The 14,641-nt window shown below is 33.3% G+C and carries 15 protein-coding genes; 5 read left to right on the top strand and 10 right to left on the bottom strand.

Annotation, left to right across the window (positions count from 1 at the left end; translation table 11 throughout):
• The 3 genes from Q0975_RS19445 to Q0975_RS19435 form a co-directional block, all read right to left on the bottom strand.
• Complete coding sequence (locus Q0975_RS19445; RefSeq protein ID WP_299439728.1) at positions 1-480, bottom strand: DUF1573 domain-containing protein; 480 nt, start codon at positions 478-480, stop codon at positions 1-3.
• Between the two features lie 49 nt (positions 481-529).
• Positions 530-1,441, bottom strand: a complete 912-nt coding sequence (gene nusB / locus Q0975_RS19440; protein WP_299439726.1) for a transcription antitermination factor NusB — start codon at positions 1,439-1,441, stop codon at positions 530-532.
• 160 nt (positions 1,442-1,601) lie between these two features.
• The gene (locus Q0975_RS19435) at positions 1,602-2,699 is read right to left on the bottom strand and encodes a Glu/Leu/Phe/Val dehydrogenase dimerization domain-containing protein (RefSeq protein WP_299439724.1); all 1,098 of its coding nucleotides are present in this window, start codon (positions 2,697-2,699) and stop codon (positions 1,602-1,604) included.
• A gap of 141 nt (positions 2,700-2,840) precedes the next feature.
• On the opposite strand from Q0975_RS19435, the gene Q0975_RS19430 reads away from it, so the two are divergent.
• The 3 genes from Q0975_RS19430 to Q0975_RS19420 all read left to right on the top strand — a co-directional run bounded on the left by Q0975_RS19430 (position 2,841) and on the right by Q0975_RS19420 (position 7,690).
• Positions 2,841-4,598 (top strand): ABC transporter ATP-binding protein, encoded by a 1,758-nt coding sequence (locus tag Q0975_RS19430; RefSeq protein ID WP_299439722.1) that lies wholly within the window; start codon positions 2,841-2,843, stop codon positions 4,596-4,598.
• Between the two features lie 78 nt (positions 4,599-4,676).
• A complete protein-coding gene (locus Q0975_RS19425; RefSeq protein WP_299439720.1) occupies positions 4,677-5,072 on the top strand; it encodes a PUR family DNA/RNA-binding protein in 396 nt (131 codons plus the stop codon).
• A gap of 104 nt (positions 5,073-5,176) precedes the next feature.
• The gene (locus tag Q0975_RS19420; protein ID WP_299439718.1) at positions 5,177-7,690 is read left to right on the top strand and encodes a M14 family metallopeptidase; all 2,514 of its coding nucleotides are present in this window, start codon (positions 5,177-5,179) and stop codon (positions 7,688-7,690) included.
• A gap of 98 nt (positions 7,691-7,788) precedes the next feature.
• Here Q0975_RS19420 and Q0975_RS19415 read toward each other — a convergent pair whose 3' ends face one another.
• Together Q0975_RS19415 and Q0975_RS19410 are read right to left on the bottom strand one after the other, a co-directional pair.
• A complete protein-coding gene (locus Q0975_RS19415; protein ID WP_299439717.1) occupies positions 7,789-8,652 on the bottom strand; it encodes an alpha/beta hydrolase in 864 nt (287 codons plus the stop codon).
• A gap of 89 nt (positions 8,653-8,741) precedes the next feature.
• The gene (locus Q0975_RS19410; RefSeq protein ID WP_118389687.1) at positions 8,742-9,206 is read right to left on the bottom strand and encodes an Mpo1-like protein; all 465 of its coding nucleotides are present in this window, start codon (positions 9,204-9,206) and stop codon (positions 8,742-8,744) included.
• Between the two features lie 90 nt (positions 9,207-9,296).
• Between Q0975_RS19410 and Q0975_RS19405 the strand changes: the two genes are divergently transcribed.
• Together Q0975_RS19405 and Q0975_RS19400 are read left to right on the top strand one after the other, a co-directional pair.
• Entirely contained in the window at positions 9,297-9,854 is a 558-nt protein-coding gene (locus Q0975_RS19405) for a thioredoxin family protein (protein ID WP_299439714.1), read from the top strand.
• Positions 9,855-9,857: 3 nt separating this feature from the next.
• Positions 9,858-10,388 carry a GNAT family N-acetyltransferase gene (locus Q0975_RS19400; RefSeq protein ID WP_299439712.1) on the top strand — a complete coding sequence of 177 codons (531 nt, stop codon included), beginning with the start codon at positions 9,858-9,860 and terminating at the stop codon, positions 10,386-10,388.
• On the opposite strand, the gene Q0975_RS19395 is transcribed toward Q0975_RS19400, so the two are convergent.
• The 5 genes from Q0975_RS19395 to Q0975_RS19375 form a co-directional block, all read right to left on the bottom strand.
• Entirely contained in the window at positions 10,378-10,899 is a 522-nt protein-coding gene (locus Q0975_RS19395) for a YfiT family bacillithiol transferase (RefSeq protein ID WP_299439711.1), read from the bottom strand. The genes Q0975_RS19400 and Q0975_RS19395 overlap by 11 nt on opposite strands.
• A gap of 12 nt (positions 10,900-10,911) precedes the next feature.
• Positions 10,912-11,637 (bottom strand): hypothetical protein, encoded by a 726-nt coding sequence (locus tag Q0975_RS19390; RefSeq protein ID WP_299439709.1) that lies wholly within the window; start codon positions 11,635-11,637, stop codon positions 10,912-10,914.
• A gap of 320 nt (positions 11,638-11,957) precedes the next feature.
• Complete coding sequence (locus tag Q0975_RS19385; RefSeq protein WP_299439707.1) at positions 11,958-12,890, bottom strand: peptidylprolyl isomerase; 933 nt, start codon at positions 12,888-12,890, stop codon at positions 11,958-11,960.
• A 338-nt stretch (positions 12,891-13,228) separates the two neighbouring features.
• Complete coding sequence (locus Q0975_RS19380; RefSeq protein WP_299439705.1) at positions 13,229-14,026, bottom strand: hypothetical protein; 798 nt, start codon at positions 14,024-14,026, stop codon at positions 13,229-13,231.
• On the bottom strand, positions 14,023-14,589 hold the full coding sequence (locus Q0975_RS19375; protein WP_299439703.1) for a sigma-70 family RNA polymerase sigma factor: 567 nt from the start codon (positions 14,587-14,589) through the stop codon (positions 14,023-14,025). The genes Q0975_RS19380 and Q0975_RS19375 overlap by 4 nt, the downstream gene beginning before the upstream one ends.
• Between the last annotated feature and the right edge of the window lie 52 nt (positions 14,590-14,641).

Raw genomic sequence — 14,641 nt, 5'->3', positions numbered from 1 at the left:
TTACTCGCTTACCGGAGTTCCGCTTACTGGTTTAGCTTTTGGAGTTACCATTGCCTTAATCTTAAGGATTTCTTTTCCTGCTTCTGTATTAGCAGTAATAGTAACTTGTTTGTTTTGAGCGTTTGGCTTACCGTTAGAATTAAACTTCACTAACATAGATCCAGTAGCTCCAGGAGCAACAGGTTCTTTTGTCCACTCAGGAACAGTACAACCACAACTTCCTTTTGCATTTACAATTACTAAAGGTGCTTTACCTGTATTAGTAAAAGTAAATGTATGTTCTACTACATCACCTTCGTTGATTGTTCCGAAATCGTGCTCAGTTGCATCAAAAGACATTACAGGAAAATCTGTATTCTTTGCATCACGATCTGCAGCATCTGCTACATTTTCTTCTTTAACTTTTTCTGCTGCATTATCTTTGCAAGACACAAATGTCAAAGCAAAAACACCAGCTAAAATTAAGATTCCTTTTTTCATTACTTGGGTTTTTAATTAATTGAGGGTTAAAAATACTATTTTTTTTGAACTACAAAAGTCCTCGGCCAACTTTATTTAGTTTACCGTTTTCTTGATATTCTTTGGATATTTTATCCAAAATCCCGTTGATAAAGATACTACTCTTTGGAGTACTATATTCCTTGGCAATCTCTAAATATTCGTTAATTGTTACTTTTACAGGTATAGATGGGAATTTTTGAAACTCACAAATTGCCATTTTAATGACTGCTTTGTCTAATTCTGCAATACGATCTTTATCCCAATTAGGGGTTTTTCCTTCTATCTCTCCAGCAAATTCAACTCCGTTAAGCGCTGTTTTTCTAAAAATATCTTTAGCAAATTTTTTATCATCTACATCCTTATATAATCTTGGTAAAGACATATGCTCATCATGAGTTTGCTTCACTTTTCTGAGCATCTTAATAATTCCTGTATTGATTAATGGTAAATCATCAATCCAGGTAAGTTTCTTATCTTCTATATATTCATACAACTTGTCATTAGGAGCTACGATTTCTTTGAAGATATCAAGAATAAAATCTTTATCTTCTTTGAAGGAGCTCATCTTCGTATTCATATAATCTGCATACAACTCACTCTCATGAATTTCCTTCCAAAGAATTTTTACATACTCGTCATCAAGATGCCAGCAGTTCATCTTCTTACGTTCCATTGCTTCTTTAAGCTCAATATTATTTTCTAATAACAAAAGAATTTCGTTATTAATAAATTTTTGATTTGGGTTCTTTTCTTCTGAAGTAGCTAATATTTTTTTCTGACTTTTTTCCAGAAAATCAGCAGCGTGCTTTCTTATTTCTATCAAAAGTTGAAGATTTATTAGAAATAAATCATACATCTGTTCGATACTAAAAAGCAAAAACTTTTCTTCTTTATCTAGATTATCACTTTGCGTCTGCTCTAGCGCATAGAGAGATTGCATTACTTTAACTCGAATATGTCTTCTTGTTAACATAAGAAATTACAAAGAACATTAATTAAAAAGGACGAAAGTGTAGCTCACTTTCGTCCTGCAAAAATACTATTATTTTTAATCTACCAATTCTAAAATTTACTTTTTATGCAGTAAAATTTAGATAAATTTATTTATCGTTTTTTTTGGCAGCAATTCTTTCATCTGCAATACTAACGGCTGCAGCATTTGCAGTCATACCTGTAGCCTTTGATTTGTTTAAAATATCTAAGGTAGTATTATAAATATTTTCCGTTTTGGTCATAATTTGATCTCTTCCGTATCCTTCAATTTCTGCATATACATTAATAATACCTCCTGCATTGATTAAAAAATCCGGAGCATATACAATTCCTTTTTCCTGTAATAACGGACCGTGAACATTTTCTGAAGCTAACTGATTGTTTGCTGCTCCAGCAATCACTTTAACATTTAACTTATTAATAGTTTCATCGTTTATAGTAGCACCTAATGCACAAGGAGCATAAATATCAGCTGTCTCAGTATATAAATCTTGTCCTTTATATATTTCTACTCCGTATTTACCACTGACTTCATGAAGTCTTTCTTGGTTTATATCTGTAATAATAACATTAGCTCCTTCTTCTGCTGTTAACCTTACCAATTCCTCACCTACATGTCCAATACCTTGTACTAAGATTTTTTTACCATCTAAGTTATCAGTTCCATAAGCAAATTTAGCTGAGGCCTTCATACCCATATACACACCATATGCTGTTACCGGAGAAGGATTACCTGCTCCTCCTTTTGATTCTGATATTCCTGTTACGTAAGGTGTTACTTCTCGAACAGTATCCATATCAGAAGTTTCCATACCTACATCTTCTGCTGTATAGTATTTTCCTCCTAGTGTATGAACAAACTCTCCAAAACGTTTCATAAGTGCGGGAGTCTTCAATGTTTTAGGATCTCCAATAATCACAGCTTTCCCTCCACCTAAATTCAATCCAGTGATAGCCGCCTTATACGTCATTCCTCTAGATAGTCTCAAAACATCATTTAGAGCATCCCATTCTGTCTGATAATTATACATTCTAGTACCTCCTAATGCAGGTCCTAAAATTGTGTTATGCACCCCAATTATTGCCTTTAAACCTGTATCTTTGTCTTGACAAAAAACAACTTGTTCGTGATCATTAAAGGACAATTGTCCAAATACAGGAGCCTCTTTTTTTAATTGATTTGCAGTAAGCACTTCGGTTATCATTTTTGGAAATTTTAAAATGTTATATATTGAATAATAGTCAAAATTGAAGCGCTAAAATAATGTATTTTTACGAATTTAAAGTTTTTCGTTGTTAAATTTTAAGAATTTGTTAATAATTGAGCTTCTAAAAATCAATCCCTTATGCGTGCATTACGCCATTTAGACAAGTATTTCCTAAAATATAAATATCGCCTTATCATTGGTTTAGTTATTACAATAATTGCAAGAGTTTTTGCTATTGCAGTTCCCACATTTATTGGCGATAGTATTGATCTTATTCGTCAATATATTGATGGAGAAATTACAGATTATAGTTACTTAAAAAGAAATCTACTTATCAATCTTCTATTTCTTCTTGGTTCTGCTCTTTTAGCAGGTTTCTTTACTTTCTTAATGCGGCAGACCTTTATAGTGGTATCGCGATTTATTGAATTTGATCTAAAAAATGAAGTCTTTAAACATTATCAGATATTATCTCTCAATTTCTATAAAAAGAACAGAACTGGTGATTTGATGAGTCGTATCAGTGAAGATGTATCTAAAGTAAGAATGTATGTTGGTCCTGCTATTATGTATAGTGTAACCACCATTACGTTATTTGTTTTAGTAATAGGATACATGATTAGTATTGCACCACAATTAACCTTGTACACTGTTGCTCCGCTACCGATTCTTTCTGTTTCTATTTATAAGCTAAGTGTTGCCATACATAAAAGAAGTACGGTCGTTCAGCAATTTTTATCTAAACTAACGACATTCACCCAAGAATCATTTAGCGGTATATCTGTTATCAAAGCTTATGGAATAGAACCCCAAACTTTAAAAAACTTTACAAACTTATCCAATACCAGTAAAGAAAAAAACATTGATTTGGTAAAAGTACAAGCGTTATTTTTTCCTTTGATGGTGTTGCTTATTGGGATTAGTAATATTATGGTAATCTATATTGGAGGTAGACAATATATTAATGGCACGATTCAGGATCTTGGTGTTATTGTAGAATTCATCATTTTTGTAAATATGCTTACCTGGCCTGTTGCTACTGTAGGATGGGTAACCTCTATTATACAACAAGCAGAGGCTTCACAAGTTAGGATTAACGAATTCTTAAGCCAAGAACCCGAAATAACAAATACCATTACCGATCAAACACCAATAATCGGAAACGTTACCTTTGACAATGTTTCTTTTACATATGATGACACCAATATTACGGCTCTAAAAAAGATAAGTTTTGAAATTAATTCTGGCCAGACAATTGCTATTATTGGAAAGACTGGTTCAGGTAAATCTACTATTTTAGATCTATTAGGAAGATTATATGATGTTTCTAATGGTGAAATCAGAGTAGACGGAACACCTATCAGACAGTTAAACTTAATAAATCTTAGAGAATCCATTGGGTATGTGCCACAAGATGCTTTTTTGTTTAGCGACTCGATAAGAAATAATATAAAATTTGGTAAAACGAACGCCACAGAAACCGAAGTATTGGAAGCTGCAAAAAATGCTGCTGTTCACAAGAACATCGAAGGATTTAGCAAAGGATATGATACCGTTTTAGGCGAAAGAGGGATTACATTATCTGGAGGACAAAAACAACGTGTTTCTATTGCAAGAGCAATCATTAAAGACCCTTCTATTCTTCTTTTTGATGACTGTTTATCTGCCGTAGATACAGAAACTGAAGAAGAAATACTCAACAATCTTAATAGAATTTCCAAAAACAAGACTACTTTCATCGTTAGTCATCGAGTTTCTACTGCAAGAAATGCTGATAAAATAATTGTTTTAGAAGAAGGGGAAATCATCCAACAAGGCACTCATAATCAACTATTAGACGCCGATGGGTACTACAAAGAACTTTATTTAAAACAACTAAGCGAAAAAGAAATTTGATATTTTGTTGTACGATTAACAATTTTTTTAGATTTTTGATTCCATCGTAACAGACTAATTAATTAAGAAATAAGGATTATGAGTGATCATGAAATGTTGGAGAAAGAGGAGATTTTCTCAAAAGTTTTAAGGGCAGGAAGAAGAACATATTTCTTTGATGTAAGATCAACAAAAGCTGGAGATTACTATCTTACTATTACAGAGAGTAAAAAATTCACAAATGATGATGGATCTTTTCACTATAAAAAACATAAAATCTATTTATACAAAGAGGATTTTGTTGGATTTAGTGAAATACTAAGCGAAATGACTGATTTTATCGTTAACGAAAAGGGTGAAGAGGTTATAAGCGAAAGACATCAAAAAGATTATCAGAAATCTTACGAACAAAATACCGAAGAATCTACAACAGCTAATGAAGAAGTTACTGCTTCTACAGAAAGCTTTACAGATGTAAGCTTCGATGACATATAAGACATAGCAACTTATGTTAAACTTATGCAAACCGCTTCAATCTCTGAAGCGGTTTTTTTTATTTTCGGTGAATATAGACTCAACAATCGCACAAACTATCTAAAATGAAGCACTTCTTTACTATTATCTTATCTTTACTATTCATTTCTTCCTTTTCACAAGAAAACCTATCACTGGATTATTATTTACCAAAAGGAGTGTCCTATAACCCTGAAATTCCGACACCGCAAAGTGTTTTAGGGTTTGTTCCCGGAAAATGGCACGTTACACATGATAAACTAGTAGAATATATGAAAGCTTTAGCAGAAGCTTCACCTCGTATCACATTAGAGGATCGCGGGACAACTTTTGAAGATCGTCCAATTATTCTATTGACAATCACTTCAGAAAAAAATCATCAAAATCTGGATGAAATCCGAAACCAACATATTCAACTAACAGAAGCTACTGCAAGCACAACAGATATAGCATCCATGCCTGCCGTAGTGTATCAAGGGTTTTCTATCCATGGTAATGAACCTAGCGGATCTAATGCCAGTTTACTAGCCGCATATTATCTGGCCGCAGGACAAGGAAACGAAATTGATGAGCTTCTGGACAATGTTGTGATTTTATTTGATCCTTCGTTTAATCCTGATGGATTACAACGTTTTGCATATTGGGCAAACACCAATAAAAGCAAAAACATAAGTACTGATCCTCAGGATCGCGAATATAGCGAAGTGTGGCCTGGAGGAAGAACAAACCACTATTGGTTTGATATGAATCGTGATTGGCTACCTGTACAATTACCAGAATCAAGAGCCAGAATCAATACTTTTCATAAATGGTATCCAAACATTCTTACTGATCATCATGAAATGGGTTCTAATAGCAGTTTTTTCTTTCAGCCAGGAATACAGTCTCGAACACATCCTCTCACACCAAAGTTAAATCAAGAGCTAACAAAAAAAATAGCCAATTACCACGCCGATGCATTTAACAAAATAGGGTCCTTATATTTCACTGAAGAAAATTTTGATGATTTCTATTATGGAAAAGGCTCTACATTTCCAGATATTAATGGAGGTATTGGAATTCTGTTTGAACAAGGAAGTTCTCGCGGACATGCGCAACAAACAGATAATGGAATACTAACATTCCCTTTTACCATACGAAATCAATTTACTGCGGCACTTTCTACGCTAGAAGCTGCAAAATCAATGCGTACAGAACTCTTACAATATCAAAATAATTTCTACTCCAATGCCAGAAAAGAAGCAGAAAGTGGAGCTTATGTTTTTGGTAATGAAAAAGACGCTGCTTCCACATACCATTTAGCAGAAATTTTAAAACGTCACCAAATTAAGTTTTATGATTTAAAAAATAATATTACTTCAGATGGTAAAAAATTCAAAAAAGGATATAGCTATGTGGTTCCAAAAAATCAAAAGCAAAGCCGTTTGATTAAAGCCATGTTCGAAAAAAGAACTAGTTTTCAGGATAGTTTATTTTATGATGTCTCCGCTTGGACATTTCCTTTAGCTTTTAATCTAGATTATTCAGAAAAATCGACCACTGCGGATAAAGGAAAAGAAATTACTGAGTTAAAACAGAACACCCCAAAAGCTATTAATAAAAGTAACTATGCATACCTAATGGAATGGCATGAGTATTATACACCTGCTGTTTTATATAAAATTCTAAAAAAAGGACTGAGAGCTAAAGTAGGAATGAAACCATTTTCTGTAGAGAATCAAAATTATGATTACGGAACTATTATGCTTCCAATTCAAAATCAGAAATTAAACTCAGAAGAAATACATTCGTTTTTACAAAAACTTGCTTCAGAAAACCATGTAAACATTACTGGAGTATCTACTGGGTTAACCCTAGGAATTGATCTCGGAAGCAACCAGTTCCGGGCTTTATCATTGCCGAAAATCGCCTTACTAACAGGTAGTGGGATTACCCCATATGATGCTGGTGAAGTATGGCACCTTATGGATCAACGATACAACATTCCTATTACAAAACTAAACACAGATTATCTAGAGAGAAGAAACCTGTCTAGATACACGCATATCATTTTACCGAATAGCTGGAACCAAACATTAGACAAGAAGGTTATAGATAAAATAAAAGCCTGGATCCGAAATGGTGGTACGTTGATTGGATATAGAAATGCCGCACAGTTCTTTAAAAACAACGAACTGATGAAAATCGAATTTGCCAAACCGGAAAATGATGCTAAGCAAATTTCATTCGAACAAAGAAGAGATTTCTTTGGAGCTCAAGTGATTGGTGGGGCTATTTTTCAGGCTAAAGTAGACAGATCACATCCTATCAATTTCGGATATAAAAACGATAAAATCTCTTTATTTAGAAATACAACATTATTCATCAAAGCAGATAAACAGAGTTACAACAATCCTATTCAATACACAAAATCACCTCTTTTAAGTGGTTATATTAGTAAAAAGAATTTAGACTCTTTATCAGGTACTGTGCCTTTTAAACATCATAGTCTAGGAAGGGGAAATGCAATTTTATTTACGGATAACACTAATTTTAGAGCTTTCTGGTATGGAACCAACAAGTTATTAATGAATGCCATTTTCTTTAGTGATGAAATGTAGTTTGAGGTTTGAGGTTTGAGGTTTGAGGTTTGAGGTTTGAGGTTTGAGGAAGTTAAAAAATCCATTTAGTTTGTTCAAAAAAAACAAGTTTCAAAACGTTACAACTGCTTCCTAAATTCAGTATAATGATCTAGTACTTCTTGCGGTGCTTCCGTTTGAGGATAATGCCCTATGGCATCTAATATCACTACATCCGCATCAGGTACAATTTCTTGATAGAACTCTGCCATATGTCTTCCAGAAATTGGATCAACCGCTCCATCAATAAGTCGTTTTGGCACATCAGTATACTGTATTGCCTCTCGCCATCTAATCTTATAAGTATCTCTTTCTGTTAGATATTTAATAAGTTTTGGAATTACATTTTTACCAGAGTTATAAGCTATAGTTTCCCAAAACTCATCTATTTCTTGTTCACTTGCCTGTGTATCCTTTCCAAATATTTTTTTAAAGTTCTTTGCCAGCGTATTTCTTCCCATAAAATGTTTCAGAATAGTACCAAAAGGAGTTAGTAACATTCTTTGAGTAAATGTAGGGAAATTGGTTTCTGGAAACATTCCTCCGTTCAGAAAGCAAACAGATTGAATCTTGAATTCATATTCAAAATTTTCTCTTAACCTAGCTAGCATTTCCTGAACCACAGTATCTCCATAATCATGTGCCAGAATATGAAAAGTAGTAATCCCTTTTTCCTTTAAAAAAGCTTCCCACAAATCTACCTGAGAGGCAATTGTATATCTAAAATCAGTAGGTTTAGAAGAAAACCCATACCCTAACATATCAATAGCATACACACTATATTTTTTAACAAGCACATCCCATACCTTATTCCAATCCCAAGAAGATGTTGGAAATCCATGAATAAGAATCAGCGGTACTCCTGCTCCTTCTTCCCTATAGAAGATCTGATAATTTTTATATAAATAATAGGAACCCGAATTTTTCCAATCCTGTAATTTCATCTGTTTTTTTTTATTATTCTTAGATCTCAGATGGAATTAGCCACTGATATTATTAGCTGGTATCTACCTATATTATGGCTCATTTCAGATTACTTCTTTCCAAACATTTTTTGGATTACCCAAGCAGGTCCAATTAATAAAAATTGCAAATCCTGTGCTGCAGAAGGTTTCTTTCCTTCTAGGTGATGTCCATAAAATTGCCCTATCCAAGCAACTACAAAAATAATAAGAGACACCATCCATAATGGTGCATATTGACTAATATAATAATTAGCGATAATGCAAAAAGCAACAAAAACTAATATCTGCAATGCCATTTTAACAGATAATCTAACATAAAACAAAAGAATAAGTAAGGCAACTACAAATGCCCAATTTTCTATAAAAGGATTTTCACCAGGTATAATTGAAGCTAAAAATCCGCTGGGAATACTCATAATCAAACCTACAACAGAAAAAAATATTGCAGGTACACATATGAAATGAATTGCAATATTTGTTTTGTTTTGATGACTCACTGCATATTCTTGAAACCAGGTCTCTAAAGTTTTCATATCTATTGGATTTTAATGTAACTAAGATAACAATTTTTAGACTCATAAAGTATAAAATTGTAATTTCGAAAACCTAAAAAATTAAACATTATGGCTCGTACTCCTTCAAATATGTTACCTCTTGGTACAACCGCTCCCGATTTCACCTTGGTAGATGCAATTACCGATAATAAGATTTCTTTAAAGGATATTAAAGGCGAAAAAGGTACTGTAGTAATGTTCATCTGCAATCATTGTCCGTTTGTTATTCATGTAAATGAAGAGATTGTAAGAACAGCAAACGATTATCGTGTTCAAGGATTTGGTTTTGTAGCTATTAGCAGTAATGATATTGAAAACTATCCGCAAGACGGTCCTAAACATATGTGGAAAACAGCTCGGAAAAATAATTATACATTCCCATATTTGTTCGATGAGACGCAGGACGTAGCCAAAGCATATGATGCCGCTTGCACACCAGATTTTTATCTTTTTGATGCCGAATTAAAACTTATTTATCGCGGACAATTAGATGATTCCCGTCCTGGAAATGGGATCCCGGTAAATGGTCGTGATCTTCGCCAAGCATTAGATGCCGTTCTTAAAAACTCTAAAGTTATTGAACCACAAAAACCAAGTATAGGTTGCAATATTAAGTGGAAAGAGTAGCATATGGCTTTTGAAATTGAATTCCATAGATGTTCAGAAAACGATATTGAAACTTTAGTAAAAGTAAGTCAACAATTCTATCCTGAACACTACTCACACATATGGGAAAATGGAGACACCAGTTTTTATGTGAATTTAAGTTTTACTGCAGCTGCTTTTAAAAAAGACATTGACACTGAAAACATTATTTATTTTTTGATCCAAAGATCTGAAAAGACACTCGGATTACTAAAACTAAGAAAGCATCAAGAATTAGTCGGATACACGCAAATCGAAGCGCTTCAACTTGAAAAAATATATCTTCTTGCTGAAGCTACTGGATTAGGTATAGGTACGCTAGCTATGGATTTTACAAAAAATCTTGCTCAAGAATTGAATAAAAAAGTTATTTGGCTTGATGTTATGACTACAAGTCCAGCACTTCAATTTTATAAAAAGTTGGGATTTAAGACTATTTCTTATTACAGTCTTGATTATTCTGGACTAAAAGATGGTTATAGAGAAATGCAACGAATGATACTACCTATTTTGTAGCTGTTGCCACTATCTGTAGATGTGCTAAATGATGGTTTCCATGCCAGGCATATATACCAATATCTTCTGCTAAAGAAATAACCGAATTATCCTCAGGATGCACAAAGGCTTTTTCTAGATCGCTATCTGATAACCCTTTTAAGAAATACACCCATTTGGCATGAAGTGCTTTAATCAAATCTAAGGACAGCTGAATTGGAGCAGATTTTGTGTCAAACAACTCAGCCCATCGATCTTCATAATATGCTTTAATTACTGGAGTATCTTCTGTAAGTGCCCATTTAAAGCGAATATACCCATTATGATGACTGTCATGAATATGATGAATAACCTGTCTTGCCGTCCATCCTCCTGATCTGTATGGAGTTTCTAGTTGTTCTTCCGTAAAACCCGAAACAAGTTCAGATATTTTTGCTGGCAACTCTTCAATATCTTTTATCCAGTTAGAAATATGTTTTGCAGTAATAGTGCTAGGGCATTCGAATTTCCCTATAGGATATTGAAACTTCATGATTTATATAAGTTATTCCATTTTTTTGTACAAAACTAAACTTGAAGATGCATCCTGCATATCTTTAACCACTAACTCATGCGAATTGAGTGATTCGATTTTGTATCTATAAACATATTTATCTTTAGGAGATGAGCAATACATAATGTCATCTTTAATTTTGACTTTTAACCTTTTTAAAAATTTCCCGTCCCGGAAATTAAATCGTATGGTTTCTTCAAAAATCATATGTTCATCGGGAAATTGAACATTTACCCATTTTCCCTGAAGCGCATCATAAGTACCTCTATTTTTAAACTTATCATCTAATAGAGACTTCATTCGTAAACTATAGGTCACAAAAGTATCTTCTGGTTCAATATTAGTAACTGCTTGACCCATTACCTCTTTATCAATCTCTTTTCCTTTATCAAAAAAGTGCTTTGATTCATATTTAGTAAACGCATTAGAATAATCCATCACAATATTACCCTCTTCATTTCTCCGCTCCATATACTGGCGTTGCTTGTAATTTACGTGAATCAACTGATCATTCCAAAAATAAAACACAGTAGTTACCATAGCATTAGGCATACCTATTTTTCTTATGATCTTCTTTAAACGTTCATGTTCATAATATCCATTAAGTTCTGCTCCATGATCGGCAATTTGATCTAGGAACTCTTCCGGATCTAATGAAAACACATCAGATTCTATATAACTATCAATGATTTCTATCTGATCTTTGATAGCCATCATTATTGCGTCATTTTCCTGAGAAAAAGAAAAATTTACACAACAAAATGTTAAAAAAACTAGCAGTATCCACTTCATAACTGTCAAAAAACGGGGTTTCTTTATTGGCTTTAAATCTCAATAGGGGGTGTAAATATCTAAATTATAGATGGAAAAGCGTACTCTTTTCGTTAAAACTTATAAATTTCAAAAAACAAATCAATGTTTTAAGAGTGTTGATAAGTGTTAACAAAACCTTAAGGCAATATATCAAAATTTTCGAAACCACAAAAAAACCTCCGAAATTTCTTTCAGAGGTTTCTTATTATATACCTAAAAATGGCTTATTTCACTTCTACTAATTCTACATCAAAAACCAATGTAGCATTTGGAGGAATTACACCACCTGCACCGTGTGCTCCATATCCTAAAGATGGTGGAATCACAAAACGTGCTTTATCTCCTGTCTGTAATAAAGCAATACCTTCATCCCATCCTGGGATTACTTGCCCCATTCCTAATGGAAAATCAATCGGTTGGTTACGCTTATAAGAAGAATCGAAAACAGTACCATCTGTTAAACTTCCTTTATAATGAACAGAAACGGTTTTTCCTTTTTCTGCCTGTGCACCATCACCTTTTTGAATTATTTTATAACGTAAACCGCTATCAGTTTTATCAAATCCAGCTGCCAATTCCTCTAGTAATTGATCTGCTGCTTTCTTTGATGCTTCTTCTCTTTCTGCTTTAGCTCCATTAAATTGTCTAAAAGTCTCTACTCCATTAAAACTTTCTGCTTCTGCTCCTACTCTGATGATCTCTAAAGAATCAATAGTATCTCCTTGCGCAACTGCATTTACAACATCTAGTCCTTCTACAACTTTACCAAAAACAGTATGCTTCCCATCTAACCAAGCTGTTTCTACATGCGTAATAAAAAACTGACTTCCGTTAGTTCCTGGTCCTGCGTTGGCCATAGATAACACTCCTGGTCCATCATGTGTAAGATCTGGATGAATCTCATCATCAAATTGATATCCTGGTCCACCAGCACCTGAACCTTGAGGATCTCCTCCCTGAATCATAAAATCAGGAATAACTCTATGAAATTTTAATCCATCATAATAAGGCTTTCCCTGAGGAACTGCCTTATTCTCCATATTTCCTTCTGCTAAACCTACAAAGTTCCCCACTGTTCCCGGAGTTTTCTTATACTCTAGATTCACTAGAATACTACCCTTTGTTGTATTAAATTTTGCGTATAATCCGTCTTGCATAACTGCGTATTTTAAGCTTGTTAAATTTTAAGCTGCAAAGATAGGTAATTGCTTAATGTTTAGTAAATAAAAACACAGGATTGTTTATTGATTAAACTCGGTTAGGTATGAGGATTCTAACTATTAAAAACCATCAAATCGAATAATTCTTATTTGGTGGCCTCTCGACTACGCTCGAGGTGACTGAAGAAAGATGATGTCAAGATTCGGTTTTTAGTTAAAAATTACGTCACCTTGAGTGAAATTCTGTAAGAATTTTGTGTCGAAAGGAAGTAATTTTATTAAATCAACCTTATTACAGAATTTAACACACGATCCTAAAGCAAAACCTTATACCATCAATCAATTTTCCCTAGTAGTTCTTGTGCTTCCTTATATTTATAATTACTGGTATCTGATAAAATTGTTTGCAAGACATCTTTGAGTTTACGTTTCCTCTTTTGTTTTAAAAACACTAGAGCTTTATACCAATTCGTTTTTTTGGATTGTAATGTATTGGAATTCCCTAAAAGTTCAAACTGTGCTAGCGCTTCATCAAATTTATTAAGTTCTGTATAGGCAATCCCATTGTAGATATAACTTAAAGGATCTATAGCTGTTTCTTTTTTATGATATGCTGCAAAAGATTCTGTCGCCTTTTGATACTTTTTATCCTCAAATAACAATTGCGCTTTTTCTAATATTTTATTAGCATCTTCTCCTCTGGTCACTAAAGAAGGAATCTCATCAATATGCACATAGGAGGCATATAACTCATCATAATTAGTATCCTTAAATACAAATAATGAAACAGATATTAAAACCGCAATAGATGCAGCAACACCTATAAACCAAAACGTTTTGTTCTGCGAGTTGGATCTGTTTTCGGAGATCACTTCATTAATAGTAGACTTTAAACTGGCAGCCTCATCACTTTCATAAAAAGATTTCAGTTGTGTGGCTTTATCCGTTTTTAATATCTCTTTATCTCCTTCTAACCATTCCTGATCATCATAAACAGCTAGCATATCTCTCTGTAACTTCAGCTCTTTGGCGAGTTCAGTGTCTGTGCGAAGTTTTTCTTCGAATACTTCTTTTTCTGATGTTGACATGGTGCCACTCAGATAATCGTCAATTTCTATCGGATAGTCTTTCATAATTCTTTGATTTGGTTATATCTAGAATCCTTTTTAATCAATTTAGTCAATTGCGATTTACAATTAAAAATACGCTGTCTCACCACATTATCACTATTATATCCTAGTTTATCCACAATATCTTTATAAGGTATTTTCTGAAAAAATAATTGTAATAATTGCTTACAATTATCAGATAATTGTTCTAATTTTTCCTGAAACAATTCCCATTTTTCTTGTTCTAATGTGGCCATGGTCATGTCTTCGGCTTCTTTAGCACGTTCAATAATGGCATCATTTGTTACTATCCTTTTTTGTTTATTTAGCTCTCTCCTCCATAAATTTTTACAAACTGTATAGAAATATCCTTCTAAAGTACTTTCAATCACAAATTCTTTTGTTCTATACCTTGCAATTAATTGAACCAAAGCTTTCTGAAAGACGTCCTCTGCATCTGCCTCATTTCCTTTATTATTAAGAACAAAACTTCTTATTTTCGGAAACCCCTTTATATACAAATCCTGTATCACTTTTTTATCTCCAGTAACAAGTTGTTTTAATTGATCATTATCAGTTATCTGCATTAAGATATCTTTAACTATTTATTTTTTTTTACTTTTGCCTGGTAACATTTAT

The organism is uncultured Aquimarina sp. (assembly GCF_947500065.1).
Classification (GTDB): Bacteria; Bacteroidota; Bacteroidia; order Flavobacteriales; family Flavobacteriaceae; genus Aquimarina.
Note: the sequence above shows the minus strand (reverse complement) of the source record. Positions and strands in the feature narration are given on the sequence as shown.

What these genes read in the sequence shown, in the direction of transcription:
- Q0975_RS19395 (WP_299439711.1), bottom strand. Translation starts at nt 10,899, where the DNA reads ATGAAGTTTCAATATCCTATAGGGAAATTCGAATGCCCTAGCACTATT.
- Q0975_RS19445 (WP_299439728.1), bottom strand. Translation starts at nt 480, where the DNA reads ATGAAAAAAGGAATCTTAATTTTAGCTGGTGTTTTTGCTTTGACATTT.
- Q0975_RS19375 (WP_299439703.1), bottom strand. Translation starts at nt 14,589, where the DNA reads ATGCAGATAACTGATAATGATCAATTAAAACAACTTGTTACTGGAGAT.
- Q0975_RS19430 (WP_299439722.1), top strand. Translation starts at nt 2,841, where the DNA reads ATGCGTGCATTACGCCATTTAGACAAGTATTTCCTAAAATATAAATAT.
- Q0975_RS19420 (WP_299439718.1), top strand. Translation starts at nt 5,177, where the DNA reads ATGAAGCACTTCTTTACTATTATCTTATCTTTACTATTCATTTCTTCC.
- Q0975_RS19385 (WP_299439707.1), bottom strand. Translation starts at nt 12,890, where the DNA reads ATGCAAGACGGATTATACGCAAAATTTAATACAACAAAGGGTAGTATT.
- Q0975_RS19435 (WP_299439724.1), bottom strand. Translation starts at nt 2,699, where the DNA reads ATGATAACCGAAGTGCTTACTGCAAATCAATTAAAAAAAGAGGCTCCT.
- nusB (WP_299439726.1), bottom strand. Translation starts at nt 1,441, where the DNA reads ATGCAATCTCTCTATGCGCTAGAGCAGACGCAAAGTGATAATCTAGAT.
- Q0975_RS19390 (WP_299439709.1), bottom strand. Translation starts at nt 11,637, where the DNA reads ATGATGGCTATCAAAGATCAGATAGAAATCATTGATAGTTATATAGAA.
- Q0975_RS19380 (WP_299439705.1), bottom strand. Translation starts at nt 14,026, where the DNA reads ATGAAAGACTATCCGATAGAAATTGACGATTATCTGAGTGGCACCATG.
- Q0975_RS19405 (WP_299439714.1), top strand. Translation starts at nt 9,297, where the DNA reads ATGGCTCGTACTCCTTCAAATATGTTACCTCTTGGTACAACCGCTCCC.
- Q0975_RS19425 (WP_299439720.1), top strand. Translation starts at nt 4,677, where the DNA reads ATGAGTGATCATGAAATGTTGGAGAAAGAGGAGATTTTCTCAAAAGTT.
- Q0975_RS19400 (WP_299439712.1), top strand. Translation starts at nt 9,858, where the DNA reads ATGGCTTTTGAAATTGAATTCCATAGATGTTCAGAAAACGATATTGAA.
- Q0975_RS19410 (WP_118389687.1), bottom strand. Translation starts at nt 9,206, where the DNA reads ATGAAAACTTTAGAGACCTGGTTTCAAGAATATGCAGTGAGTCATCAA.
- Q0975_RS19415 (WP_299439717.1), bottom strand. Translation starts at nt 8,652, where the DNA reads ATGAAATTACAGGATTGGAAAAATTCGGGTTCCTATTATTTATATAAA.